Consider the following 24,668-nt stretch of genomic DNA (forward strand, 5'->3'; position numbering starts at 1 on the left):
GACGACGGGCTCAACCGGCGAGGGCGTCGAGTTCGTCGAACCCGTCCAGCGCGACGCTCGAGGCCTGGTGCAACCAGGACTTCCGGTGCAGCGCGTGCGCCCCGATCGCCCGGATCGCGTCGTAGTGCGCCGTCGAGCCGTAGCCCTTGTTCGACACCCATCCGTAGTGCGGAGCCTCGTCGTGCGCGGAGATCATGAGCGCGTCACGAGCGACCTTGGCCACCACGGACGCCGCGGCCACCGAGGCGCAGTCGCGATCGGCCTTGACCCGGACGACGACCTCGAGCGGATCGGCGGCCGGACGGAGCGACGCGGGCAGGGCGCGGCTCAACCAGTCGAACGAGCCGTCGAGCACGACCACCGCGCCGTCGAGGGACACCCCGTCGGCGACCAGGGAGCCGAGCGCCTGCGCACCGGCTGCACCGAGAGCGGGCACGATGCCCTGCTGGTCGACGAAGTCCGCCGACGCCATGCCGACCGCCGTGCGCGCCCAGCGCTGCACGACGGGCACGAGGTCGGTCCGGCGCGCCTCCGACAGCAGCTTCGAGTCCGCGAGCCCCTGGGGCACACGACCGATGTCGAGCGTCACCGCGGCCACACCGACGCCGACCGGACCGGCGATGGCGCCACGGCCGACCTCGTCCATGCCGATGACCGTCACGCGGCCCTCGGCGAGCAGACGTTTCTCGACCCGGAGCGACGGACGGACGGCGGTCACTCGTCGCGCTCCTCCACGCCGGCGAACACCTCGGGGTGGTCGTCGAGCCACGTCCAACGGCTCGCCGGCCACGAGATGACGAACGCGCGGCCCGTGACGTCGGACATCGGGACGAAGCCCTTCGACGGGGTGTCGCCGTTGTACCGGGAGTCCTTCGAGTCGTTCCGGTTGTCGCCCATCACCCAGATGGTGCCCTTCGGCACGGTCACCGAGAAGTCGGTCGCCGAGGCCGGGGCGCCGGCGGGGAGCTTCAGGTACGGCTCCTTGATCGGCACACCGTTCACCGACATCTGCCCGAGGTCGTTGCAGCAGGACACCTTGTCACCGGGCAGACCGATGACGCGCTTGATCAGGTGGTCGTCGCTGTCACCGGTGCCGAGACCGACCTGGGTCAGCGCCCAGTCGATGGCCTTCGCGGGCTGGGTGTCCGGCGTGACGCTCGGCACCTCGGACCCGGTGAGCCAACCGCCCGGGTCCTTGAAGACGACGACGTCTCCCCGCTTCAGCGCCACGGCGCCGGGGACGAGCTCGTTGACGATGACGCGGTCGTTGATCTGGAGCGTGTTCTCCATCGACGCCGACGGGATGTAGAACGACCGGATCAGGAACGTCTTCACCAGGAACGACACGAGCAGTGCCGCGACGAAGATGATGACGAGGTCGCGGAGGAATGTGAGGACACCGTTCCGTTGCTTCTCGGCACGTGGCCTGCGCCCGGAATCCTCTGTCGTGTCCGTCATTTCCGCTCTCGTTCGAACCACTGACTCCCCGCAAAATGGGAAGAGCCCCCCGTCGATGCACAACCGTACATGGACGAGGGGCTCGCAGCGGCGTCCGGCTCGCGGACGTTCACTGTGAAGGCGATCAGGCGTCGCGCTTCTCCTTGATCTTGCGGCGGGCCGCCTTGCCGCGGAGCTCGCGCAGGTAGTAGAGCTTCGCACGACGGACGTCACCCTTGGTGACGATCTCGATGTGGTCGATGATCGGCGAGTGCACCGGGAACCAGCGCTCGACGCCGACCTGGAAGCTCACCTTGCGGACCTTGAAGGTCTCGCCGATGCCGTGGCCCTGACGGCCGATGACGACTCCCTGGAAGACCTGGATACGCGAGCGCGTGCCTTCGATGATGTTGACGTGCACCTTGATGGTGTCGCCGGGACGGAAGTCCGGGACGTCGGTACGCAGCGATGCTGCGTCGACGTTGTCGAGGAGCTGGCTCATGGTGGGTTTCACTCTCTGCGGACGCGCACGGGTCGCCGCGGATCGAAGGTTCGGAAAGTGGTGGTGCGTGCCCGGTGTCGGCGACTCCCCCGTGGCAGAGTCCAGCCAGGGCACAGCGTTCAATACTGCCACAGAGAGCGCGGGAGACAAAACGACGAGGATGGACCCATGATCGAACTCCGCACCCCCGCCGAGCTGGACGGACTGCGCGTCGCCGGCCGGTTCGTGGCCGACGTCCTCGACGAGCTGCTCGAGACCGTCGACGTCGGCGTCAACCTGCTCGACCTCGACCGCGTCGCGGCCAGGATGATCGCCGAACGCGGCGCGGAGAGCTGCTACGTCGACTACCACCCGTCGTTCGGCATGTCGCCGTTCGGCAAGAACCTCTGCACCTCGGTGAACGACGCCGCCCTGCACGGCCTGCCGCACGACCACATCCTGCAGGACGGCGACCTGGTGAGCCTGGACTTCGCCGCGAGCGTGGACGGCTGGGTCGCGGACTCCGCCGTCAGCGTCCAGGTCGGCACACCGCGCGACGAGGACCAGGCACTGATCGCCACGGTCGAACGGGCACTGGCCGCCGGCATCGCCCAGGCGGCTCCCGGCAACAAACTCGGCGACGTCTCGCACGCCATCGGTCACGTGGCGCACCAGGCCGGTCACGACGTGAACCTGCAGTTCGGCGGGCACGGCGTCGGTCGCACGATGCACGGGGACCCGCACGTGCCGAACGACGGCCGCCCGGGTCGCGGCCTGAAGCTCCGGCCGGGTCTGGTCGTCGCGATCGAGCCGTGGCTCATGCAGACGACCGACGAGCTCTACCAGGACGACGACGGCTGGACGCTGCGCAGCGTCGACGGCTCGCGTGCCGCGCACGTCGAGCACACGGTCGCGGTCACCGAGGCCGGCCCCGAGGTCCTGACCCTGCGTCGCGCTCAGCGCGCCGACCCGACCGTCTGACGGACGGGAGGCACGGTGCGGGCCCGCCCCGTGCCTCCAGGCAGACGCGCCGGAGCCGGGTTTCGTGCTCAGCGACAGTCCACGCGGAACGAACCGCGAGGAGTGTCGCTCTGCCCGAAAATCCTTCCAGCAGGCAAGCGCGCCAGCCGGTCAGGCAGGCGGCAGCAGGTCCGGACGGATGCGCCGCGTCCGCTCCAGCTGCTGCTCGTGCCGCCAGGCACCGACGCGGGCGTGGTGCCCGCTGAGCAGGACGTCGGGGACGTCGAGGCCGCGCCACGACGCGGGCTTGGTGTACGAGGGGTACTCGAGCAGGCCGTCCTCGTGGGACTCCTCGACCAGCGACTCGGGGTTGCCGACGACGCCGGGGACGAGTCGACCGACGGCCTCGATGATCGCCATCGCGGCGACCTCGCCGCCGTTCAGCACGTAGTCGCCGAGCGAGAGCTCGACGACGGTGGCGCGCGACGATGCCCACTCGAAGACGCGGGCGTCGATGCCCTCGTACCGCCCGCAGGCGAACACGAGGTGCTCCGACGTCGACGCGAGGGACCGCGCGATGGACTGCGTGAAGGGCGTGCCGGCCGGCGTCGGGACCACCAGGGTCGACGAGCCGTCGGGCCGGAAGAGCGCTTCGAGCGCCTGCGCCCACGGCTCCGGCTTCATCACCATGCCGGCGCCCCCGCCGTACGGGGTGTCGTCGACGGTGCGGTGCCGGTCGGTGGTCCACGACCGCAGGTCGTGCACGTGCAGGTCGAGGAGACCGCCGGAGCGGGCCCTGCCGAGCAGGGACACGTCCAGCACGGAGAAGAACTCCGGGAAGATCGTGACGATGTCGATCCGCACGGGGACTAGTCCGTGACCGTCTCGGGGCGCGAGGTGTCCTCTGGGTCCTCGAACAGGCCCTGCGGCGGTGTCACCGTGACGGTGCCGGCCGCGATGTCGACCGCGGGCACGATGGCCGACACGAACGGCACGAGGACCTCGCCGCGGGACGGCGTGTCGATCGCGAGCAGGTCCTGTGCGGGCATGTGGTCCACACGGGCGACCGTGCCGACCTCGACGCCGTCACGCAGGACCTTGAGCCCGACGAGCTGGTGGTCGTACCAGGCGTCGTCCTCGCCGGTCTCGGCGTCGGCGTCCTGCTCGACCCAGAGGATGATGCGGGCCAGGGACTCGGCCGCGGTGCGGTCGTCGATCCCGGCGAAGAACGCGACGGGGTGACCGTTGTACCAGCGGAGTTCGTCCAGCTCGAGGGTCTTGCCCGACCACGGTGAGTCGTCGGGGACCTGGAGCGTGAAGGTGGCGCCCGGGGTGAACCGACGATCCGGGTCGTCGGTGTAGAGCTCGAGCTTGATGCCGCCCTTGAGCCCGTGCGCCTTCGTGATTCGACCCACCCGGAGCTGGGTCGTCTCCCTAGGAATCGGTGTCCACCACGTCGACCCGCACGCGCTTGCCGTCGGCCAGGGCCGTGACGAGGGTGCGGAGCGCCTTGGCGGTGCGCCCGGCGCGACCGATCACGCGGCCGAGGTCCTCGGGGTGCACGCGCACCTCGAGGACCTCGCCGCGTGGGGAGGTGGAGCTGGCGACGCGCACGTCGTCAGGGTGATCGACGATCCCCTTGACGAGGTGCGTCAGCGCGGATTCGAGCAAGGACTACGCCTCGGTCGTCTCGTCGGCGGTCTCGGCGTCGTCGGCCTTGGCGGCGGGAGCCGTCTTCTCCGACTTCGGCTTGAGCACGGCCTTCTTCGAGGAGTCGACCTGGAAGGCCGGCTTCGGCTCGGCGACCTTGACCTTGGACTCGGTGTCCTTCTCGCCCTTGAACTTGGCCCAGTCGCCGGTCAGCTTGAGGAGCGCCGCGACCTGCTCGGTCGGCTGCGCGCCGACGCCGAGCCAGTAGAGCGCACGCTCGGACTCGATCTTGATGACCGAGGGCTCCTCGGTCGGGTGGTACTGACCGATCTCCTCGAGGACACGACCATCGCGCTTGGTGCGCGAGTCGGCGACGACGATGCGGTAGTAGGGCGCACGGATCTTACCGAGACGCTTCAGACGGATCTTGACAGCCACAATTGCTCCTGTTTGCTTTCGTTGTGGTTGAACTGGAACCGCGGGCGTGGGGGCACACACGGCGAAAGCTCGAGAGAGATCGCTCACAGCTGGATAGAGGGTCGAGCTGCGGCGATTCGACCGTTCATTCTTGCAGATTCCCGGCCGTGATGCGAGCCGACTCGCTACGGCGCGAGGCGCCGCACCGCTTCGAGGGCCTCGGACGTCGCTCGGACCGCGTCCACGCTCCGTGCGTCCCGCGCGCCGCCGACGACGGCGTACGGCACGCCGGCGGCCTGGAGGCCCGCCACGAGTCCGTCAGGCGCGTCGCCCTCGGCGTCGGTCGCGCGCTCCTGCCCGGCGCAGACCACGACGGTGTCCGCCGGGACGCCGACCTCGTCCCCGTGCTCGTCGCGGATCCAGAGCACCCCGGGTTCGATGCGCAGGTACTCCTGCACGCCGCCGAGCATCCGCACCCCGGCGTCCCGCAGCCGGCCGATCGCGACCCAGCGCGAGGTGATGCCGATCCCCTGGCCGAACTTGCCCGAACGCCGGAGCACCGTCACCTGGGACCCCGGTCGGGTGGTGCGCCGTGCCGCGGGGAGGCGCTGCGGCACGTCGCCGACGAGCTCCTCGGACACGTCGAGGTCCCAGCGGGCCGCGAACTCGGCGGCCCGGACGACCTCGTCGGGCGACTCGGTCAGGAACGCCGCGGTGTCCACGCCGATGCCGCCGCCGCCGATGATCGCGACGGTGCCCTCGGGTACGCCGTTCCGCAGGGCCTGCTCGTAGGACAGCACGTGCGGCAGGTCGCTGCCGGGGACGTCGATGCTCCGCGGGACCACCCCGGCCGCGAGCACGACGGCGTCGCTGTCGACGAGGTCCCGAGCCGTGGCCGGGCGTCCGAGGTGGATCGTGGCGCCCCGCTCCGCGAGCTCGGCACGGGCGGACCGCACCGTGGCGGCGTAGTCCTCCTTGCCGGGCACGAGTGCGGCGAGGCCGAACTGGCCGCCGAGCCGGTCGGACGCCTCCCAGACGGTGACGTCGTGGCCCCGGCGGGCGGCGTCCACCGCGGCGGCGAGTCCGGCCGGTCCGCCACCGACGACGTCGACGCGCTTCGGGTCCGCGGTCGGTCGGGCGGGGAAGGCCACTTCGCGGGCGGCACGTGGGTTCACGAGGCACGACACCGGTGCACCGATGATCGAACGGTCGAGGCACGCCTGGTTGCAGCCGATGCAGGTGTTCACCAGGGCGAACCCGCCCGCGAGCGAGCGCGACACGATGGCGGGGTCGGCGAGGAACGGCCGGGCGAGGGCGACGGCGTCGATCAGGCCGTCGCTGAGCACGGCCTCGCCGTCGCGCAGGTCCGTCATCCGGTTCGAGGCGATCACGCGGACGTCCGGGTACGCGGACGAGCGCACCACCGCGGCGATCCGTGCCGCGTACGCCAGCCACGCCCCGTGCGGCACCGAGGCCTGCACGGTCGGGGTGCGGGACTCGTGCCAGCCGATGCCGACCGAGATGCCGTCCAGCCCGAGCGGCAGCAGGTCGTGCACGAGCGCGTCGACCTCGTCGTCGGTCGACGAGCCGGGCATCAGGTCCGCGCCGGACAGCCGGATCGTCACGGCGAGCTCCGGCACCGCGGCGCGCACGGCCCGGACGACCTCGACCGCGAAGCGCCGACGCCGTTCCGCATCGCCGCCCCACTCGTCGTCGCGCAGGTTGGTCAGCGGCGACTGGAACTGGTTGATCAGGTACCCCTCGGACGCCATGATCTCGACACCGTCGAACCCGATCGCGCGCGCTGTGCGGGCCGCGGCGGCGAAGTCCTCGATGGTCCGCTCGACCTCGGCCGACGTCAGCGCGGTCGGCACCACACCGCGGGCGGCCGCCCACGGCAGGGCCGAGGGCGCCACGACGCGCTGCGGGTCGCCGTGCCGGTCGACCATGCCCGACGCGAGCGCGTACCGCCCGGCGTGGAACAGCTGCGCCAGGATGGTCCCGCCCTCGTCGTGCACGGCGTCGACCGCCACCCGGAACCGCTCGTCGGCTCCCCCGACGCCGAACACCGCGAAGTCCGGACCGCCGCGGGCCTCGTCGTTCACCGCGATCCCGCCGGTGATGATGCACGCCGCCCCGCCGGCCGCCCGTTCGCGGTAGAAGGCGGCCATGCCGGCTCCGCCGTCGTCGTGCACCTCGAGCCCGGTGTGCATCGACCCCATCACCACCCGGTTCGCCAGGTGCAGGGGGCCGAGGGTCCAGGGTGACGCGACGGTCCGGAGGGACTCCGGCACGACGGGGGCGGAAGCGACGCTGCTCATGCGCCTATTCTGCGGTGTCCGCGGCCGGAGCGTCGGCCGGCAGCACCGCGTCGCGGAGGGGCGACGTCGTGTCCGACCAGTACGGCGGTGCGATGACCGTCAGCCCGCCGTCGACCGAGAGCACCTGCCCGGTGATGTACCCGGCCTTGTCCGACAGCAGGAAGTCGACGGCGTCGGCCATGTCATCGGCCGTCCCAGGGCGCTGCAGCGGGAGCTTCTCGAGGACGGTGTCCATCGGCGCCTGCCCGGGGACCTTCGTGTAGAAGTACTCGAGCGAGTCGGTGTCGATGAGACCGCCGTTCACCGCGTTGACCGTGATCTGACGCGGACCGAACTCCACCGCCATGTACTTCATGTACGCCTCGCTCATCGCCTTCGCGGCACCGAGTGCGGCGTAGGTCGGGAATGCCCGGAGTGATCCGTACGAGGTCACGACGACGATGCGGCCACCCCGGTCCATGAGTTCCGCGGCGCGCTGGGCGCCGAGCACGAACGAGCGGGCGTTCGTGGCGTAGCTGCGGTCGAGGTGGTGCAGCTTGAGGTCGGCGACGGGCTTGAACGCGCTGGCGGCGGCGTTCGCCACGAACATGTCGAGGCGTCCGTAGGTGTCGCGCACCAGGTCGAACAGGGCGTCGATCGACTCCGGCTGCTCGATGTCGACCTGCGCCGTGATGCCGTCGCCGCCGGCCGCCCTGACGTCGGCGAGGGACTCCTCGGCCAGGTCGGCGTTGCCCTTGTACGTCACCACGACGGTGACGCCGCGCTGGCCGAGCTTCTGCGCGAGCAGGCGGCCGATGCCGCGCGAAGCGCCGGTGATCAGTGCGATGGGCGAGCTGAGCGCGATGGGTGCGTTGGTGCTGTCGGTCACTGCGGTCCTTTGCGTGCGTGGGGACGGACGGGAGGCGCGGGGCGGGCCCGCCACGGGCCTCCAGTCCGGTGGTTGGGTGCGGTCTAGAACCCGGCCTGGCCGGTCACGACGGCGCGGCCGACGATCAGCTTCTGGATCTCGTTGGTGCCCTCTTCGAAGCGCTGCGCGCGTGCGTCGCGGTAGACGCGCTCGATGGCGTTGCGCTTCCAGTAGCCCTGCCCGCCGTGCACCTGCAGGGCCTTGTCGGTGACGCGCGCGAGCATGTCGACGGCGACCATCTTCGAGGCGCTGGACAGGGTGCCGGCGTCGGGACGGTCGTCCTCGTAGGCGCGAGCGGCCTCAAGCACCAGGGCGCGGGCGGCGGCGATGTCGGCGTAGTTCTCGGCCAGGTAGAACTGGATCGCCTGGCGGCTGGAGAGCCGCTTGCCGAAGGTCTCGCGCTTGTTGGCGTACTCGACGGCGAGCTCGTTCGCCCGCTCGGCGAGCCCGACGGCGCTCATCGCGACGGACACCCGGCTCGGCAACAGGAAGCCGCCGAGCGCGACCTCGAGACCCTGGCCCTCGGCGCCGAGCAGTGCACTCGCCGGCACGGGCACGTCGGTGAAGCGCAGGATCGCGTGGTCGGTGCCGCGGATGCCCATGGTGTCGGAGTCGTCGATCACCTCGGCACCCGGCAGCCCGTTGTTCGGCATGAGGAACGCGACCGTGCCGTCCTGGCCGCTCGTCCCCTCGAGGCGGGCGGCGATGAGCCAGTAGTCGGCCTTGACGCCGAAGGTGATGAGGTGCTTCTCGCCGTTCATCACGTAGGTGTCGCCCTCGCGCCGGACGGTCGTGCGGATGTCCGCTCCGGTGCCCGCGGTGGCCTCGGTCAGGGTGAACGCGACGAGCATGTCACCGGCGACGGACGGCTTGACGACCTGCTCGATCTGCTCCGGCGTCGCGTAGGGAGCCATCGCACGCCAGGTGCCGTTGATGACGTGCACGAGCATGCGGATGGAGGCGTGCGAGCGGGAGACGACCTCCATGATCTCGAGGTAGCGCGAGAAGGGGATCGCCCGTCCGCCGAGCTCCGTCGGGGCGGCGAGGCTGAGCCACCCGTTGTCCTTGAGCTCCTGGAACAGCTCGGGGGCGACCCGGCCCGTGCGCTCGATCTCGTCCGCCCACTCCTCGCCGGGGCCGCGCACCCACTCGGTGACCTCGGCCTTGAGCTGCTGGAAGGCGGCTTCGTCGAAGCCCGTGCTCGTCTGCTCGACGATCGTCATCGTGTCTCGTTCTCCTTCGTCGCGACGAGTGCGGCCGCCTGCTCGCGCAGGATGTTCTTCTGGACCTTGCCGACCGCGTTGCGCGGCAGCTCGGTGGTGTACTCGAGTCGCTCCGGCCAGTAGTACTTGCTCACGCCGGCCGTGTCGAGGTACTGCTGCATCCCGGCGAAGTCGAGCGGCTCCTCCGCGCGGGCGTTCACGACCCAGGCGCAGGCACGCTCACCAAGCCGCTCGTCCGGCATCGCGACGATCGCGACGTCCGTGACCAGCGGGTGCTGGTACAGCAGGTTCTCGATCTCGACGACGGGGATCTTCTCGCCGCCGCGGTTGATCACGTCCTTCACGCGCCCGGTGATCGACAGGAAGCCCTTCTCGTCGACCTTCGCCAGGTCGCCGGTCCGGTACCAGCCGTCCGCGGTGAACACGTCGTCGGTCAGGTCCGGGCGGTCGAGGTAGCCCGCGAACATCGTCGGCGAGTGCAGCTCGAAGTTGCCCTCGGTCCCGGCAGGCAGCTCGATCCCCGCGTCGTCGACGATGCGGATCGCAATGCCCGGCAGCGCCCGGCCGTCGTGACCGTACGCGTCGGCGGGGTCGTCGCTCGGGCTGGACAGGGCTCCGAGACACGTCTCGCTCGTCCCGAAGGCGCCGAGGATGGCGCTGCCGAGCACCGTGCTCGCTCGCTGGGCCAGTGCGCGGGGCACCGCGGCGCCCGTCGGCACGAAGATCCGGAGCGACTCGGGCTGCGGAGCACCGGACTCGACCAGGTCGACGAGGTCGGTCAGGAACGGCGTCGCGCACTGCACGAAGGACGCCCGTGCGACGCCGAACGCCTGCTCGAGTGCGACGCGGCCGTCCCACACCGGCTGGATGACCTGCGGGGCACCGAGCCGGAACGCCAGCAGCATGCCGTACAGGAACCCGGTCTGGTGGGCGAGCGGCGACGGGATGTAGATGCGGTCGGCGCTGGTCAGCCCGGACTGCGCCACGTGCATGGCGGTCGCGAGCCCGAGCGTGCGGTGCGGGTGCTGCACGCCCTTCGGCTCCCCCGTGGTGCCGGAGGTGAAGAGCAGCTGGCACACGTCGTCCGGGCCGGGAGCGTGCGACGCGATCTCGTCGACGTCGACGTGCACCGCGGCGAGGGCGTTCTCGAAGTAGCGCCAGTGCCAGTCGCTCGCCACGACCCGTTCCAGGGCGTCGGCGGGCAGCGGCGGCTGGTTCGTCGGGGTGTCCCCCTGCCCGCGGGCCTCGGCGCGGAGCACGATGACGTGCTCGAGCGACAGGCGGCGGTCCTGCGCGGCGGCCTCGTCGATGACGTCGAGGAGTTCGAGCGCTGGACGGCGCTTCCGGAACACGTTCGGCAGGAAGACCACACGGGCCTTCGAACGCGCCAGCGTCATCGTGGTCTCGCGGGGACCGAACACCGGCATGATCGGGGTCGCGACGGCGCCGATCTGGACCGCACCGAGGGTGATCGACACGAACTCGCGCCAGTTCGGCAGCTGCATCGCGACGGATTCACCCGTGCGCACGCCGAGTTCGAGCAGCAGGGCGGAGACCCGGTCGGCCTCGTCCTGCAGCTCCTTCCACGTGGTGTTCGCGGGGCTCGCACCGCCGACCTCGATCACGGCCAGGCCGTCGGGGTCGGTCTGGGACAGGGCACGGACCCGCTCGCTCAGGACGAGGGGGTCGGCGTCGACGCCGGCGAGCTCGGGCACGGCGGCGGCGGGCTGCGGGGCGGCGGGCTGCGGGGTGGCGGGCTGTGCGGCGGGCTGCGCGACCGGCTGGTCGGCGGGCTCGGGTGCCGCCGACGTCTCGAGGTCCTCGGCTGCCGCGCTGACCGGGGGCGTGCCCAGGTGCGTGCGGACCCCTTCGGCCTCGGCGGCGTCGATCCGGTCGTCCCGCGCCACCTGGGCTGCGAGCCGGTCGCCGACGGACATGTCGAGCCCGACGGAGTTCATCGCCTCGAGGAACGTCGGGTAGGAGATCCGGTAGGCACGCGGGTAGGTCAGGCCGGACACCCCGTCGGCACCCGACGCCGCGACCGCGAGCGACATCAGCACGCGGTGGTCGTTGAACGAGGACATCGGCGCACCGTGCAACCCGGCCGCACCGACACCGGTGACCCGTAGCTCGTCCGCGCCCTGCTCGGCACGGCCGCCCATCCGGTTCAGCTGGAGCATCGCCGCCACGCGGTCGGACTCCTTCAGCCGGATGTGCGCCACGTTCCACAGTCGGCTCGTGCCCTCGGCGAAGGTGACCATCGTCGACAGCACGGGCAGCAGGTCCGGGATCGGACGGCAGTCGACGTCGAGCGGCCGGAGCGGGGACCCGTCGTGCTCGATCCGGAGGAAGCCGGTCTCCTCGTCGATCCGCATCGGGACGCCCATCGCGGTCGCGAGGTCCAGGAACTCGCTCTCCGGGTGGTCGGTCTCGGCCGTCGTCGTGGCCGTCATGCCGCGCAGGAGCACGTTCGACTCGCGGGTGCCGGCCGCCGCGATGCCGAACGCTGCAGAGCCGATGTCCGGTGGGATGACGTAGTCGTGCGGGGTGGCCTGCTGGCCCGCCGGGATCCGGTACTCGAGCCAGTCGTCGGAGACCTCGACCGTCAGGCCGAACTGCCGCATCATCCGTACGGTGAGCTCGACGTAGGGCTGCTCGTTGAGCCGCCCGCCGGTGATGTGGATCCGGGTCTCGTGCTCGGCGAACGGTGCCACCAGCAGCAGCCCGGACACCCACTGCGACAGGGTGCCGGCGATCGTCACGTCACCGCCGCGCGGACGCTTCGGCTGCACGGTGACGGGCGGGCAGTCGTTCGTTGCCTCGAGCTCCACCCCCATCTGCGTCAGCGAGGTGAGCAGCGCCTTGATCGGGCGGCGCTGGAAGTACTTCATGCCCGACAGGGTCATCGGGCGGTCGGCCAGCGAGGCGAGCCCGGTCATGAAGTAGAGCGTGGTGCCCGAGGACCCCATGTTGAGCAGTCCGTCGACACCGCGCGAGCCGTGGTCCACGACGTCGGTCGCCTGGTACCGGCCGCCCAGCCCGGTCACGTGGTACGCGTTCCCGCGACGCTTGACGTCGACGCCGAGGGCGCGGAGCGTGCCCACGGTCCACTCCACCTGTCGCGTCGCGCTCACCCCGGAGACGACACTCGTCCCCTTCGCGAGCGACGCGAGCACCAGCGCGCGGTGCGCGTGGTACTTCGAGACCGGGATGTCGAGTTCTCCGACGAGCGGGACGTTCGTCCCGCGCACCACCAACTGCATGCGTACCTCTTCCCTGTAGGAACATTTCAACGGTACGCCCACAGTGGAACTAGTTGCAGGACGATCCGCACGATCGGGACAACGCTTCGTTGTGCGTGTCCGACAAGGACCCGGGCAGGATGGACGGCATGGACATCCGCTTCACCGAGTCCCGCCCGTCGACCATCGGCGTCGAGTGGGAACTCCCCCTGGTCGACCGGTCGACCGGCGACCTCGCTCCCCGCGCCCCCGCCGTCATCGCCGCCGTGCACGAGCGGCTCGGCGACCACGACCGCGTCACCGAGGAGCTGCTGACCAACACGGTCGAGGTCGTCTCGAGCGTCCACGATCGCGTGGGGGCTGCGACGAGCGAGCTGTCCGGCATCATCGGCGAGGTCATCGACGCCGCCGAACCGCTCGACGCCCAGGTGATGTGCTCGGGCACGCACCCGTTCGCGGTGTGGGACCAGCAGGAGATCACCCCGGACAGCGAGCACTACACGACCCTGATCGACCGCACCCGCTGGTGGGGACGCCAGATGCTCATCTGGGGCGTGCACGTGCACGTCGGCATCGACGACCGCGACAAGGCGGTCCCGATCATGAACGCGATGCTCGCCTACGTCCCGCACCTGCAGGCGTTCACCGCGTCGAGCCCGTTCTGGGGCGGGACCGACACCGGGTACGCCTCGAACCGCGCCCTCATGTTCCAGCAGCTCCCGACCGGCGGGCTCCCGCCGCAGCTCGGCGCCTGGGCGAACTTCGAAGAGGTCGTCGGCGACCTCACACACACCGGCGTCATCGACGGCGTGAAGGACCTGCGCTGGGACATCCGTCCGTCGCCGGGCTGGGGCACCCTCGAGAACCGGGTCTCCGACGGCATCTCGACCCTGCACGAGGTCGGCGCCGTCACCGCGCTCGTGCAGTGCCTGGTCACCGCCTGCTCGGACCGGCTCGACGCCGGCGAGACCCTGCCCACCATGCAGCCGTGGTTCATCCGCGAGAACAAGTGGCGCGCGGCCCGCTACGGCATGGAGGCCGAGATCATCACGAACGTCGCCGGCGACGAGCGGCTCGTGACCGACGAGGTGCACGACCTGGTGCAGCGGCTCGACCCGATCGCCGAACGGCTCGGCTGCCTCGACGAGCTGCACCACCTCGACACGATGATCGAGCGCGGCGCCTCGTACCAGCGGCAGCTGCAGGTCGCGCAGGAGAACGGCGGCGACCTGCGCGCCGTGGTCCGCCACCTGGTGACCGAGTTCCGCGAAGCGCTCTAGCCGCGACCGGCCCGCCCCCGAATCGGGCGTACCTGGTCGAATCGGGCGTACCTGGTCGCTTCTTTCGACCAGGTACGCCCGATTCCACTTTCCATCGCGCGTGCGATGGGAAGGAACGTCGCGACGCCGCCCCGCGCGTCCAGTCCGCGCCCACCCACCTGATCGATCCGGGGATACCTGGTCGAATCGGGCGTACCTGGTCGTTTCTTTCGACCAGGTACGCCCGATTCCACTTTCCATCGCGCGTGCGATGGGAAGGAACGTCGCGACGGGACCGGACGACGGACGGGAGGCCCGGTGCCAGCTGGCACCGGGCCTCCCGTCCGTCAGGTGGTCGCGACTAGCGACCCAGGAACTTCTGCAGGCTCGCGAGCTCTTCCTCGGTCGGTGCCTTGCCGCCCTTGGCGCCACCGAGGCCGAGGCCGGACCCCTGCGGGGCCTGCTGCGGCGCAGCCGCCGCGCCGGCCGCGAGGGCCGCGCGCTTGGCGGGGTTGCCCACCTTCGACTTCTTCTTGCCGCCCTGCTGCTGCTTCTTGCCGCCGTGCATGCCCGGGATCGGACCCATGCCCGGCATCTGCGGCACGCCACCGCGGGCGACGGTCTTCATCATCTTGGCGGCCTGCTCGAAGCGGTTGACCAGCGCGTTGACCTCGGTGACCGTCGATCCGGCACCGCGGGCGATGCGCAGACGGCGCGAACCGTTCAGGAGCTTCGGGAGCTCGCGCTCCTGGGGCGTCATCGACTGGATGATCGCCTCGGTGCGGACGATCTCGCGCTCGTCGAAGTTGTCGAGCGCCTCGCGCATGCCCTTCGCTCCCGGGAGCATGCCGAGCATGCCCTTGATGGAGCCGGCCTTGCGGAGCTGCTGCATCTGCTGCAGGAAGTCGTTCAGCGTGAAGTTGTCGGTCGCGATCTTGTCCGCGACCTTGCGCGCCTCTTCCTCGTCGAAGGCGCCCTGCGCCTGCTCGATGAGGGACAGGATGTCGCCGAGGTCGAGGATGCGGCTCGCCATGCGGTCCGGGTGGAACGGCTCGAAGTCGTCGAGCGACTCACCCGTCGACGCGAACATGATCGGCCGGCCGGTCACGCTGGCCACCGACAGGGCTGCACCACCGCGGGCGTCACCGTCGAGCTTGGAGAGCACGACACCGGTGAAGTCGACGCCTTCCTGGAACGCACGCGCCGTGTTGACGGCGTCCTGACCGATCATCGCGTCGATGACGAACAGGACCTCGTCGGGGTCCACGGCCTTGCGGATGTTCGCGGCCTGCTTCATCAGCTCGGCATCGACACCGAGTCGACCGGCGGTGTCGACGATGACGGTGTCGTACTGCTGGTCGATCGCGGCCTTGATGGCGTTCTTGGCGACCTTGACCGGGTCGCCGACACCGTTGCCGGGCTCGGGTGCGAAGACGTGCACGCCGGCCTGCTCGCCGACGACCTGCAGCTGCTGCACGGCGTTCGGACGCTGGAGGTCCGCCGCGACGAGCATCGGGGTGTGGCCGTCCTTCTTGAGCCACTTGCCGAGCTTGCCCGCGAGGGTGGTCTTACCGGCACCCTGCAGACCCGCGAGCATGATGACCGTCGGCGGCTTCTTCGCGAACTCGAGCCGTCGCTGCTGCCCGCCCAGGATGCCGACGAGTTCCTCGTTGACGATCTGGACGACCTGCTGCGCCGGGTTGAGCGCGCGGTTGACCTCGTCGGAGAGGGCACGCTCGCGCACCGATGCGGTGAACGCCTTGACGACCTCGAGCGCGACGTCGGCGTCGAGGAGCGCCCGCCGGATCTCGCGGACGGTGCCGTCGACGTCGGACGGAGTCAGCCGACCCTTGCTCCGCAGATTGCGGAAGGTCTCGGTCAGCCGATCGGAGAGTGAACCGAATTGCGCCATGATCCGTCGATTCTACAAGGCTCCCGCCGACGGCACCGGCCCGTTCACCGCAGGAGGACACCCTCGGTCAGCTCGAGCGGTGCCCCGAGCCCCACGTCGATGACCACCGGCGCGCTCGACGGGCTCCGGTCCCCGGTCGGGAACCAGCGTCGGTCGGGCGACACCAGGATCACGAGACCGTCCACGTCGCCGACCGCCGCGAAGGACTCCCCCGGCGGGTTGGCGTACGGCTCGACACCGGCGCGTCGCAGGGCCTCGACAGCGCCGAGGACGTCAGGGACGGGGACGCCGACCTCGCTGACGGAGACGAGCGGGACGACGGTGCCGGTGCCGGTGCCGGAACCGTCGCCGGCGCGCCGGGCGCCCGACTCCAGGTCCCGCCGCTCGATGAGCTCGAGGAGCTGCTGGTCGGGCCCCTCGAAGTAGACCGACCGCGAGTTCCAGTTCGGCGGCCCCTCGAACTCGTCCTGGTCGTCCGTACCGAGCACCGTCGTCAGTCCGGCGATCCAGGCCTTGGCCGCGTCGAACGTCCCCGTGGGGATCGTGATCGCCAGGTGCAGGGCTCCGGTCATCTCGGGCAGTTCGCGGAACACGAGGAGCGACGACCCCACCACGACGCGCACCGTGGCGTCGACGACCTCGACCGGACACCCCAGTCGTTCGTAGAACCGGGCGGTGTCGGCGAGCGATCGGGTGGCGAGCTGTACCTGTCGGATGTCCATGTCCTCATCGGACCATCTCAACCATTGTTGAGGTCAAGCACCCGGTTGTTGGACGCCGTCCAGAAACTGTCGTACGCTCGCCGCATGCCGGAACTCGAGATCGTCCGCCACCACGGCCTGCTCGACTACGCGGACGGCCTCGCCCTGCAGCGGGACCTGCACGCCGACGTCGTCGCCGGCCGCTCCTCCGGGGCCCTCGTCCTCTGCGAGCACCCGTCCGTGTACACCGCCGGACGCCGCACCGAACCGTCCGACCTGCCGACGAACGGCGCCCCGGTCGTCGACACCGACCGTGGCGGACGCATCACCTGGCACGGGCCGGGGCAACTGGTCGCCTACCCGATCGTCAGGCTCGCCGAACCCCTCGACGTCGTCGCCTGGGTGCGCGACCTGGAGCAGGTCGTCATCGACGCCGCGGCCGCAGTCGGGGTGCACGCCGAACGGGTCGCGGGTCGCAGCGGCGCCTGGGTGCCGGGCACGGACGGCACCCCCGCCGCCAAGGTCGGCGCCATCGGCCTGCACGTCGCCGAGGGCGTGACGAGCCACGGCATCGCGATCAACTGCGACAACGCCCTCGACGCCTACGCCGCGATCGTCCCGTGCGGCATCGCGGACGCCGGGGTCACGACGCTGAGCGCCGCCGCGGCGCACGTGGGGCGTGCCCACGTGACCGTCGAGGACCTCGCGCCCCTCGTCGCAGGGCGTGTCCAGCAGGCCGTCGACGGCATGCACAGCGGCCACCGGATCAGCACGACGACCCCCAGCACCAGCACGAGCACCAGCACGAGCACCAGCACCGCGCCCGCCCGCCCGACAGGAGACCCTCGTATGACCCTCGCCCCCGAAGGCCGCCGCATGCTCCGGGTCGAGGCCCGGAACGCCGAGACCCCGATCGAGACGAAGCCCGCGTGGATCAAGACCCGAGCCACGCAGGGCCCGGAGTTCCGCGAGCTGTCGAGCCTGGTGCGCGACAAGCAGCTGCACACCGTCTGCCAGGAGGCCGGCTGCCCGAACATCTTCGAGTGCTGGGAAGACCGCGAGGCCACCTTCCTGATCGGCGGCTCGCAGTGCACCCGTCGCTGCGACTTCTGCCAGATCGACACCGGCAAGCCGGAACCGCTCGACCGCGACGAGCCCCGCCGGGTCGCGGACTCCGTGGCGGAGATGGGGCTGCGGTACGCGACCGTGACCGGCGTCGCCCGCGACGACCTGCCCGACGGCGGCTCCTGGCTCTACGCCGAGACCATCCGGGCGATCCACGAACACTCCCCCGGCACCGGCGTCGAGATCCTGGTGCCGGACTTCAACGGGCGACCGGACCAGCTCGGCCCGGTGTTCGACGCCCGCCCCGAGGTCTTCGCCCACAACGTCGAGACCGTCCCGCGGATCTTCAAGCGGATCCGGCCGGCGTTCACGTTCGAACGCTCCCTCGACGTCATCACCCAGGGCCGCGACGCCGGACTGGTCACGAAGTCGAACCTGATCCTCGGCATGGGCGAAGAGCGCATCGAGATCGAGGACGCCCTGCAGCGCCTGTTCGACGCGGGCACGGACATCATCACGCTGACGCAGTACCTCCGCCCGTCGCCCCGGCACCTGCCGGTCGCGCGCTGGGTCAAGCCGGAGGAGTTCGTCGAGCTCCGCCAGGTCGCCGAGCAGATGGGCTTCGCCGGAGTGCTGGCCGGACCGCTGGTCCGGTCGTCGTACCGGGCGGGCCGGCTCTGGGCGCGTGCGACGGTGGCCCGCGGCGGCTCGGTTCCCGAGCACCTGGCCCACCTGCTCGACGCGACCCCTGGTCGCCAGGCCGTCTGACGCTCCGGATGACACCCGGACAGACGGGAGGCGCGGTGCCAGCTGGCACCGCGCCTCCTGTCCGTCAGGTGGTGACGACTACTTCGCGTCGGCCTCGACCGACTCCTTCGGCTGGCCGGTCGGGGTGAGCCCGCGCTCCTGGCGGCGCTTCGAGACCACCAGCGACGCGGTCGTGGCGACCGCGATCGTCAGCGCGATGAAGCCCAGCGAGAACCAGATCGGGATCTCCGGCGCCCACTCGATGTGCTCGCCGCCGTTGATGAAGGGCAGCTCGTTGACGTGCATGGCGTGGAAGACGAGCTTCACACCGATGAACGCCAGGATGACGGCCAGGCCCTGACCCAGGTAGATGAGGCGCTCGAGCAGCCCGGCGATCAGGAAGTACAGCTGCCGGAGGCCGAGCAGCGAGAACGCGTTCGCCGTGAACACGATGAAGGCGTCCTGCGTCAGCCCGAAGATCGCGGGGATCGAGTCGAGCGCGAAGAGCACGTCGGTCAGGCCGATGGCGACCATGACGAGCAGCATCGGGGTGAACAGCCGCTTGCCGTCGACGCGGGTGGTCAGACGGTCGCCGTCGTAGTGGTCCGAGGTCGGGATGATGCGCTTGAGGATCCGGATGAGCCGGGATTCACCCTCGCTGCCGTGGTCGTTGCCGCTGCGGGCCTGCGACCAGGCGAGCCAGAACAGCAGCGCACCGAACAGGTAGAAGACCCACGAGAAGTTCTCGATGATCGTGACGCCGAGGGCGATGAAGACACCGCGGGCGACGAGCGCGATCGCGACGCCGACCAGCAGGACCTTCTGCTGGAACTCCTTCGGCACGGCGAAGCTCGACATGATGATGAGGAAGACGAAGAGGTTGTCGACCGACAACGCCTTCTCGGTCAGCCAGCCGGCGAAGTACTCGCCACCGGCCTGCCCGCCGCCGAACACCAGGATCCCGATGCCGAACAGGATCGCCAGCCCGATGTAGAAGGCCGACCAGAACGCGGATTCGCGGATGTGCGGCACGTGCGGCGTGCGGACGTGCGAGTAGAAGTCGAACACCAGCAGCGCGAGGATGCCGGCGATCGTGATGAGCCAGACGAAGAGTGGGACGTCCACGGTTTCCTTCAGGTAGGGCGCGCCGCTGATGTGTGGGTACGCCGAGGCCTGAAGGTCTCTTCCGTCGTCCCGCACCGGAACCGGTGCCGCACGACCGGCGCCCCGGGGCCGGATCGTTCCGGACCGTACTGACGGGGTCACCGAGAGGGAATACTCCCCTTCGTGATCCCGAGCATACCGGGCACAGCGGACATGTGCCGCGCTCTAAGCTGGGAGCATGGCGAGTTCTTGGTCACTGTCCACACGGCTGCGCGGCCTCTTCCAGCGCAAGACGATCGACGAGACCACGTGGGAGGACCTCGAGACCGCCCTCATCGGCGCCGACTTCGGGCCCGACATCTCCGAGGAGATCATCGAGGACCTGCACGCCCGCGTCGACCGGTACGGCACGACCGACCCCGCCGACCTGCAGCGCATGCTCCGCGAGGTCCTGGAGGAACGGCTCTCGAAGCTCGACACCACCCTGAAGCTCAGCGCGCGGCCCGCCGTGGTGCTCGTCGTCGGGGTGAACGGCGTCGGCAAGACCACGACGATCGGCAAGTTCGCCAAGTTCCTGAAGACGTACGACCGCACGGTGCTCGTCGGCGCGGCGGACACGTTCCGCGCCGCGGCGGTCGAGCAGGTCGCCACCTGGGCCCAGCGCGCCGGCGTCGACGTCGTCCGTCCGTCGCAGCCCGGGCAGGACCCGGCGTCGGTGGCGTACCAGACCGTCGAGAAGGCGATCCGCGACCAGACCGAGATCGTCGTCATCGACACCGCCGGGCGCCTGCACACCAAGGCCGGCCTGATGGACGAGCTCACCAAGATCAAGCGCGTGGTCGAGAAGCAGACCGAGATCAGCGAGGTCCTGCTCGTCCTCGACGCGACGACGGGCCAGAACGGCCTCGCCCAGGCCCAGGCCTTCATCGAGGGCGCCGGCGTGACCGGCCTCGTCATCACGAAGCTCGACGGCTCGGCCAAGGCCGGCTTCGTGCTCAGCGTGCAGGAGAAGACCGGCATCCCGATCAAGCTCATCGGGCAGGGCGAGGGCATCAACGACCTGACCGGCTTCACGCCGCACGTGTTCGTGCAGAACCTCGTCGGCTGAGCGAAGGCGGCCCCGTCGGCTGAGCGAAGGCGGCCCCGTCGGCTGAGCGAACGCGTCGGCACGCCGAGGAGTAGCGTCCCTGACGGTCCGGGCATCTGCTCGGTCTCGTTCCAGGGATAGGAGACCCTCATGCCCGCACTGCTGATCATCGCGATCATCGTCGGCCTCGTCCTGCTCTTCAGCGGCATCTTCGTCGGTGCGCTGAAGCTCCTGCTCTGGGTGGGCATCGTGCTCATCCTGCTCGGGATCATCGGCTGGCTGCTCCGGACGATCCGCGGTCGCGCGTAGCGACCCGGCGTCCCGTCCGGACGCACCTGACAGAACGGGAGGCGCGGTGCCAGCTGGCACCGCGCCTCCCGTCTGTCGTGGTCGCGACCAGGGCGCCTAGGCGACCGCGTCCGCCGGCTCGCGCTTCTGCACCCGCTGGCCGACGACGGCCGAGACGCCGTCCTGCCGCATCGACACCCCGTACAGGGCGTCGGCGATCTCCATCGTGCGCTTCTGGTGCGTGATGACGATGAGCTGGGACGACTCGCGGAGCCGCTCGAACACGGTCAGCAGGCGGCCGAGGTTGGCGTCGTCGAGTGCCGCCTCGACCTCGTCCATGATGTAGAACGGCGACGGCCGAGCGGTGAAGATCGCGACGAGGAGCGCCACCGCCGCCAAGGACCGCTCGCCGCCGGACAGCAGGGTCAGGCGGTCGATCTTCTTGCCGGCGGGCTTCACCTGCACGTCGATCCCGGTGCCGAGCAGGTCGGTCGGGTCGGTCAGGTTGATCGACCCCGAGCCGCCCGGGAACAGGATCGGGAAGATGACGTCGAACGCTTCCTTCGTGTCGTTGAACGCGGACTCGAAGATCGTCTGCATCTTCGTGTCGAGTTCGTCGATGATCGTCAGCAGGTCCGTCCGGGTCTTCTGCAGGTCCTCGAGCTGCTCGGCGAGGAACGCGTGCCGCTGCTCGAGCGCCTGGAACTCCTCGAGCGCGAGCGGGTTCACCTTGCCGAGCTGTCCGAGGTCGCGCTCGGCGGCCTTGAGTCGGCGCTCCTGCTCGGCACGGACGTAGGGCACGGTCTCGACGTCGGCGGGGTCGACCTCGTCGGTGGTGTCGAACTCGGGCAGCGCGGGGCCGCCGGGCAGCGTGGACTCGGCGTCGACGAGGGCCACGTCGTCGGTTTCGGGGCTCGCGTCTGCCGCAGCTTCATCCGGCTCGGTCACGCCCGCGGCCTCGGCGGCCGCAGCCGCCGCCGCGCGCTCCGCCTCACGGTGCTTCCGCGCGCGCACCCGGGGGTCCACGAGCACGTCGACCGGCACCGGCACGTCCGGCCCGTACTCGGCCACGAGCACCGCCTCGGTCAGTCCGAGCTCGCTCTGCGCCCGGTCGAGCACACCGGACACGTGCAGCTTCTTCTCGTAGATCTCCATCTCGAGCGAGTGCACGCCGTCGGTGATGGTCTGCAGGCGGTCCCGCAGCTCGCGCTCCTCGTTGCGGATCGTCTGCAGCTCGGTGTTGCGCTTCGACCGCTCGGCCTCTTCCGTCGCCAGCTGGACCCGGGCCTCGGCGAGTGAACGGTCGACCGCGCCGAGCACACCGGGCAGGTCGGCGAGCACCGCCTCGGCGGTGCGGATCTGGCCTCGGCGGATGACCGCGAGCCGTGCGGCCTCCTCGGCGGCGGCGCGCTCGGCCTCGAGCTGGCGTTCGAGCTGGTCGGCACGGTGCCGTTCGGCGCGCACCCGCTCACGCACGGTCTCGACCTGGATCCGCTGCTCGACCTCGGCGGCGCGTGCGGCCTCGAGCGCGTCCTGCAGCGCGGGACGCTCGGAGGCGTCGACCACGGGACGCTCCTGCTCGGTGAAGACACGGTGCGCCGACTCGGCCTCGGCCAGCACCGCCTCGGCGGTCTCGACGGCGCCGTCGGTCTCGGCCAGCGCGGCACGCAGCCGTTCGACCTCGGCCACGGCGTTCTCCGCCTTCGCCCGCGTCGACGCGCTCGTGCGGTCGTACTCGGCCTTCGCCCGCGTGTACGCGCGAGACGCTGCGTCGGCCTCGTCCGCGCGGCGACGTGCGTCCTCGACTGCGCTGCGCGCGGCCTGGAGGCCCGTGGCAGCGTCCTCCGCGTCCGTCGCGATCGCGTCGCGCCGGGTCACGGCGTCGTCGCGCTCGGCGACGAGCTCGATGCGCGAGGTCACGCGCTCCCCGCCGCCGGTCACGCGGACCGCACGGACGAGGTCACCGGACCGGGTGACCACCGTGGCGTGCGGGGCGGCCGTGAGCACCGCCTCCAGGTCGAGGTCGTCCGTGTCGGCGACCAGCGTGTCGCGCAGGATCGACGCGAGCGCCGGTGGGCCCTGCACCAGGTCGGTGGCGCGTCGGACGCCGGCCGGCGACGTGTCGGGCAGGGCCGTGGTGACGGCCGCGGCGTCGGCGACCACGACGTCGATCCGGCCGAGGTCGGCGGCGCGGGCGTGGTCGACGGCGTCGAGCGCCGTCCCACGGTCGTCGGCCAGGACGGCGTCGGCGAGGCCCTCGAGCGCCGTGGCGATGGCGGCTTCGAACCCGGGCGTCACCGTCAGGCTGTCGGCCAGGCGTCCGACGATGCCCGCCCGGCCGGCGTCGATCAGGGCCTGCGACCCGTCGCGGACCTCGATCGACATGCCGAGCGCCGTGACCCGGGCGTCGAGGGCGTCCCGCTCGCGCTCGAGGGCGTGCAGCCGGTCGCGCTGTTCGTCCCGCGCGGCCTGCGTCCGTTCCAGTTCGGCGCGCGCCTGGTCGAGCGTCTGCGCCAGTGCGGACTCGTCGACGCCATCCGAGGGGTCGACGCCGAGTTCGGCGAGGGCCGCCGCAGCACGCTCGGCACGCTCCCCCGCCTCGGCCAGTGCCCGTTCCCGCCGCTCGCGGTCGGCGACGGCGGACCCACGCTTCGAGCGGGCGACGTCGACCGCGCTCGAGAGCCGCTGCGCCTCGAGGTCGTGCTGCGAGACGCGGGCGGCCTGCGCGGCGATCTGCTCGTCGAGGGCGTCGAGCGCGGCCCGGGCGTCCTGCACGGCACGGGCGGTCGTCGCCGAGCTGCCCTGCATGGCGTCGGCACGGGCGGCGAGGCGGTCGGCCTCGGCCCGGACCCCGGCGACCCGCTCCGGCGTCACCGTCGGACCCTGCTGCGGGGCGTCGGCCTGCTGCGCGAGGAACATCAGGCGCTGGTTCGCCAGGCTCGACAGGCCGCGGAGGCGCTCCTGCACGCTCTCGAGCCGGTGCACGACGGTGCGGGCGCGGTCGACGTCGTCCCCGACCATGCTCTGCTCGACGTGCTGCTGGCGCACCCGCGTCTGGTCGAGCCGCTCGGTCAGGACGATGCGCTCGGACTTCCGGCCGGCCTCGACCTCCTGGTGGTCGTGCAGCTCGCGGCGCAGGCGCACCACGTCGTCGGCGAGGAGGCGGGCCTTGGCGTCGCGGAACACCGCGGCGACGGACTGCGCCTTGCGGGCGACCTCGGCCTGGCGTCCGAGGGGCTTCAGCTGCCGCCGGATCTCGCCGGCGAGGTCGGACAGGCGGGTCAGGTTCGTCTGCATCGCGTCGAGCTTGCGGAGGGTCTTCTCCTTGCGACGGCGGTGCTTCAGGATCCCCGCGGCCTCCTCGATGAAGCCACGGCGGTCCTCCGGGGTGGCGTGCAGCACCTTGTCGAGCTGCCCCTGCCCGACGATCACGTGCATCTCACGACCGAGGCCGGTGTCGCTCAGCAGCTCCTGCACGTCGAGCAGCCGGCAGTTCTCGCCGTTGATGGCGTACTCGCTGCCACCGTTGCGGAACAGCGTGCGCGCGATCGTCACCTCGGAGTACTCGATCGGCAGCAGGCCGTCGCTGTTGTCGATGGTCAGCAGCACCTGGGCGCGACCGAGCGGACCGCGGGTCGAGGTGCCGGCGAAGATGACGTCCTCCATCTTGCCGCCGCGCAGGGTCTTCGCGCCCTGCTCCCCCATCACCCAGGCCAGGGCGTCCACCACGTTCGACTTGCCGGAGCCGTTCGGGCCGACGATGCACGTCACGCCCGGCTCGAACGCGAACGTCGTCGGCTGCGCGAAGGACTTGAACCCCTTGATGGTCAGGCTCTTCAAGTACATGCGGTCTCCGGATGCTCTGGT

20 protein-coding genes and 1 pseudogene are annotated in these 24,668 nt (G+C 70.8%); 6 read left to right on the top strand and 15 right to left on the bottom strand.

The genetic code is table 11. The features are described 5' to 3' along the window. Window positions 1-10: 10 nt before the first annotated feature. From DEJ21_RS06035 to rplS, 3 genes are all read right to left on the bottom strand, one after another. The gene (locus tag DEJ21_RS06035) at window positions 11-718 is read right to left on the bottom strand and encodes a ribonuclease HII (protein ID WP_111023976.1); all 708 of its coding nucleotides are present in this window, start codon (window positions 716-718) and stop codon (window positions 11-13) included. After that, the gene (lepB, locus tag DEJ21_RS06040) at window positions 715-1,458 is read right to left on the bottom strand and encodes a signal peptidase I (RefSeq protein ID WP_111224032.1); all 744 of its coding nucleotides are present in this window, start codon (window positions 1,456-1,458) and stop codon (window positions 715-717) included. The genes DEJ21_RS06035 and lepB overlap by 4 nt, the downstream gene beginning before the upstream one ends. 124 nt (window positions 1,459-1,582) lie before the next feature. Beyond that, a complete protein-coding gene (gene rplS / locus DEJ21_RS06045) occupies window positions 1,583-1,939 on the bottom strand; it encodes a 50S ribosomal protein L19 (RefSeq protein ID WP_017888254.1) in 357 nt (118 codons plus the stop codon). A 168-nt stretch (window positions 1,940-2,107) separates the two neighbouring features. Between rplS and map the strand changes: the two genes are divergently transcribed. Further along, the gene (map, locus tag DEJ21_RS06050; protein ID WP_111224033.1) at window positions 2,108-2,899 is read left to right on the top strand and encodes a type I methionyl aminopeptidase; all 792 of its coding nucleotides are present in this window, start codon (window positions 2,108-2,110) and stop codon (window positions 2,897-2,899) included. 150 nt (window positions 2,900-3,049) lie between these two features. Here the strand turns inward: map and trmD are convergent, their stop codons facing one another. The 8 genes from trmD to aroA form a co-directional block, all read right to left on the bottom strand. Then, a complete protein-coding gene (gene trmD / locus DEJ21_RS06055; protein ID WP_111224034.1) occupies window positions 3,050-3,742 on the bottom strand; it encodes a tRNA (guanosine(37)-N1)-methyltransferase TrmD in 693 nt (230 codons plus the stop codon). A 5-nt stretch (window positions 3,743-3,747) separates the two neighbouring features. Further along, window positions 3,748-4,293 (bottom strand): ribosome maturation factor RimM, encoded by a 546-nt coding sequence (rimM, locus tag DEJ21_RS06060; RefSeq protein WP_171907871.1) that lies wholly within the window; start codon window positions 4,291-4,293, stop codon window positions 3,748-3,750. A 19-nt stretch (window positions 4,294-4,312) separates the two neighbouring features. Then, complete coding sequence (locus DEJ21_RS06065) at window positions 4,313-4,549, bottom strand: RNA-binding protein (protein WP_017888258.1); 237 nt, start codon at window positions 4,547-4,549, stop codon at window positions 4,313-4,315. Between the two features lie 3 nt (window positions 4,550-4,552). Continuing rightward, window positions 4,553-4,966 (bottom strand): 30S ribosomal protein S16, encoded by a 414-nt coding sequence (gene rpsP / locus DEJ21_RS06070; RefSeq protein ID WP_027465884.1) that lies wholly within the window; start codon window positions 4,964-4,966, stop codon window positions 4,553-4,555. A 164-nt stretch (window positions 4,967-5,130) separates the two neighbouring features. Then, window positions 5,131-7,266, bottom strand: coding sequence for an FAD-dependent oxidoreductase (locus DEJ21_RS06075; RefSeq protein WP_111224035.1), 2,136 nt, complete (start codon window positions 7,264-7,266; stop codon window positions 5,131-5,133). 4 nt (window positions 7,267-7,270) lie between these two features. Continuing rightward, entirely contained in the window at window positions 7,271-8,134 is an 864-nt protein-coding gene (locus DEJ21_RS06080) for an SDR family oxidoreductase (protein WP_111029153.1), read from the bottom strand. Between the two features lie 83 nt (window positions 8,135-8,217). Further along, window positions 8,218-9,396 (bottom strand): acyl-CoA dehydrogenase family protein, encoded by a 1,179-nt coding sequence (locus DEJ21_RS06085; RefSeq protein WP_111224036.1) that lies wholly within the window; start codon window positions 9,394-9,396, stop codon window positions 8,218-8,220. Beyond that, window positions 9,393-12,659: a 3-phosphoshikimate 1-carboxyvinyltransferase gene (gene aroA / locus DEJ21_RS06090; RefSeq protein ID WP_111224037.1), complete on the bottom strand. Its 3,267-nt coding sequence runs from the start codon at window positions 12,657-12,659 to the stop codon at window positions 9,393-9,395. The genes DEJ21_RS06085 and aroA overlap by 4 nt, the downstream gene beginning before the upstream one ends. A 119-nt stretch (window positions 12,660-12,778) precedes the next feature. Between aroA and DEJ21_RS06095 the strand changes: the two genes are divergently transcribed. Then, window positions 12,779-13,918 (top strand): glutamate--cysteine ligase, encoded by a 1,140-nt coding sequence (locus DEJ21_RS06095; protein WP_181431646.1) that lies wholly within the window; start codon window positions 12,779-12,781, stop codon window positions 13,916-13,918. 340 nt (window positions 13,919-14,258) lie between these two features. On the opposite strand, the gene ffh is transcribed toward DEJ21_RS06095, so the two are convergent. Together ffh and DEJ21_RS06105 are read right to left on the bottom strand one after the other, a co-directional pair. After that, window positions 14,259-15,809 (bottom strand): signal recognition particle protein, encoded by a 1,551-nt coding sequence (gene ffh, locus DEJ21_RS06100; protein ID WP_027465889.1) that lies wholly within the window; start codon window positions 15,807-15,809, stop codon window positions 14,259-14,261. 44 nt (window positions 15,810-15,853) lie between these two features. Beyond that, the gene (locus tag DEJ21_RS06105) at window positions 15,854-16,531 is read right to left on the bottom strand and encodes a hypothetical protein (RefSeq protein WP_111224038.1); all 678 of its coding nucleotides are present in this window, start codon (window positions 16,529-16,531) and stop codon (window positions 15,854-15,856) included. A gap of 84 nt (window positions 16,532-16,615) precedes the next feature. Between DEJ21_RS06105 and lipB the strand changes: the two are divergent. Together lipB and lipA are read left to right on the top strand one after the other, a co-directional pair. Further along, window positions 16,616-17,260: pseudogene (gene lipB, locus DEJ21_RS18555) on the top strand (lipoyl(octanoyl) transferase LipB); the annotation flags it as partial. Between the two features lie 99 nt (window positions 17,261-17,359). Continuing rightward, the gene (gene lipA, locus DEJ21_RS18560; RefSeq protein WP_111029146.1) at window positions 17,360-18,343 is read left to right on the top strand and encodes a lipoyl synthase; all 984 of its coding nucleotides are present in this window, start codon (window positions 17,360-17,362) and stop codon (window positions 18,341-18,343) included. 78 nt (window positions 18,344-18,421) lie between these two features. Here lipA and DEJ21_RS06115 read toward each other — a convergent pair whose 3' ends face one another. Beyond that, a complete protein-coding gene (locus DEJ21_RS06115; RefSeq protein ID WP_110859106.1) occupies window positions 18,422-19,447 on the bottom strand; it encodes a TerC family protein in 1,026 nt (341 codons plus the stop codon). 217 nt (window positions 19,448-19,664) lie between these two features. Here DEJ21_RS06115 and ftsY point away from each other — a divergent pair, with 217 nt between their 5' ends. Both ftsY and DEJ21_RS18145 read left to right on the top strand, forming a co-directional pair. Next, window positions 19,665-20,534, top strand: coding sequence for a signal recognition particle-docking protein FtsY (ftsY, locus tag DEJ21_RS06120; RefSeq protein ID WP_017888268.1), 870 nt, complete (start codon window positions 19,665-19,667; stop codon window positions 20,532-20,534). Window positions 20,535-20,663: 129 nt separating this feature from the next. After that, window positions 20,664-20,822, top strand: a complete 159-nt coding sequence (locus tag DEJ21_RS18145) for a hypothetical protein (protein WP_017888269.1) — start codon at window positions 20,664-20,666, stop codon at window positions 20,820-20,822. 96 nt (window positions 20,823-20,918) lie between these two features. On the opposite strand, the gene DEJ21_RS06125 is transcribed toward DEJ21_RS18145, so the two are convergent. Beyond that, window positions 20,919-24,647, bottom strand: a complete 3,729-nt coding sequence (locus tag DEJ21_RS06125; protein WP_111224040.1) for an AAA family ATPase — start codon at window positions 24,645-24,647, stop codon at window positions 20,919-20,921. Window positions 24,648-24,668: the final 21 nt, after the last annotated feature.

The sequence above is a fragment of the Curtobacterium sp. MCSS17_006 genome (assembly GCF_003234215.1).
In the GTDB taxonomy this organism is placed as follows: domain Bacteria; phylum Actinomycetota; class Actinomycetes; order Actinomycetales; family Microbacteriaceae; genus Curtobacterium; species Curtobacterium flaccumfaciens.

What these genes read in the sequence shown, in the direction of transcription:
- lepB (WP_111224032.1), bottom strand. Translation starts at nt 1,458, where the DNA reads ATGACGGACACGACAGAGGATTCCGGGCGCAGGCCACGTGCCGAGAAG.
- rplS (WP_017888254.1), bottom strand. Translation starts at nt 1,939, where the DNA reads ATGAGCCAGCTCCTCGACAACGTCGACGCAGCATCGCTGCGTACCGAC.
- map (WP_111224033.1), top strand. Translation starts at nt 2,108, where the DNA reads ATGATCGAACTCCGCACCCCCGCCGAGCTGGACGGACTGCGCGTCGCC.
- DEJ21_RS06075 (WP_111224035.1), bottom strand. Translation starts at nt 7,266, where the DNA reads ATGAGCAGCGTCGCTTCCGCCCCCGTCGTGCCGGAGTCCCTCCGGACC.
- DEJ21_RS06085 (WP_111224036.1), bottom strand. Translation starts at nt 9,396, where the DNA reads ATGACGATCGTCGAGCAGACGAGCACGGGCTTCGACGAAGCCGCCTTC.
- aroA (WP_111224037.1), bottom strand. Translation starts at nt 12,659, where the DNA reads ATGCAGTTGGTGGTGCGCGGGACGAACGTCCCGCTCGTCGGAGAACTC.
- DEJ21_RS06095 (WP_181431646.1), top strand. Translation starts at nt 12,779, where the DNA reads ATGGACGGCATGGACATCCGCTTCACCGAGTCCCGCCCGTCGACCATC.
- ffh (WP_027465889.1), bottom strand. Translation starts at nt 15,809, where the DNA reads ATGGCGCAATTCGGTTCACTCTCCGATCGGCTGACCGAGACCTTCCGC.
- DEJ21_RS06105 (WP_111224038.1), bottom strand. Translation starts at nt 16,531, where the DNA reads ATGGACATCCGACAGGTACAGCTCGCCACCCGATCGCTCGCCGACACC.
- lipA (WP_111029146.1), top strand. Translation starts at nt 17,360, where the DNA reads ATGACCCTCGCCCCCGAAGGCCGCCGCATGCTCCGGGTCGAGGCCCGG.
- ftsY (WP_017888268.1), top strand. Translation starts at nt 19,665, where the DNA reads ATGGCGAGTTCTTGGTCACTGTCCACACGGCTGCGCGGCCTCTTCCAG.
- DEJ21_RS18145 (WP_017888269.1), top strand. Translation starts at nt 20,664, where the DNA reads ATGCCCGCACTGCTGATCATCGCGATCATCGTCGGCCTCGTCCTGCTC.
- DEJ21_RS06125 (WP_111224040.1), bottom strand. Translation starts at nt 24,647, where the DNA reads ATGTACTTGAAGAGCCTGACCATCAAGGGGTTCAAGTCCTTCGCGCAG.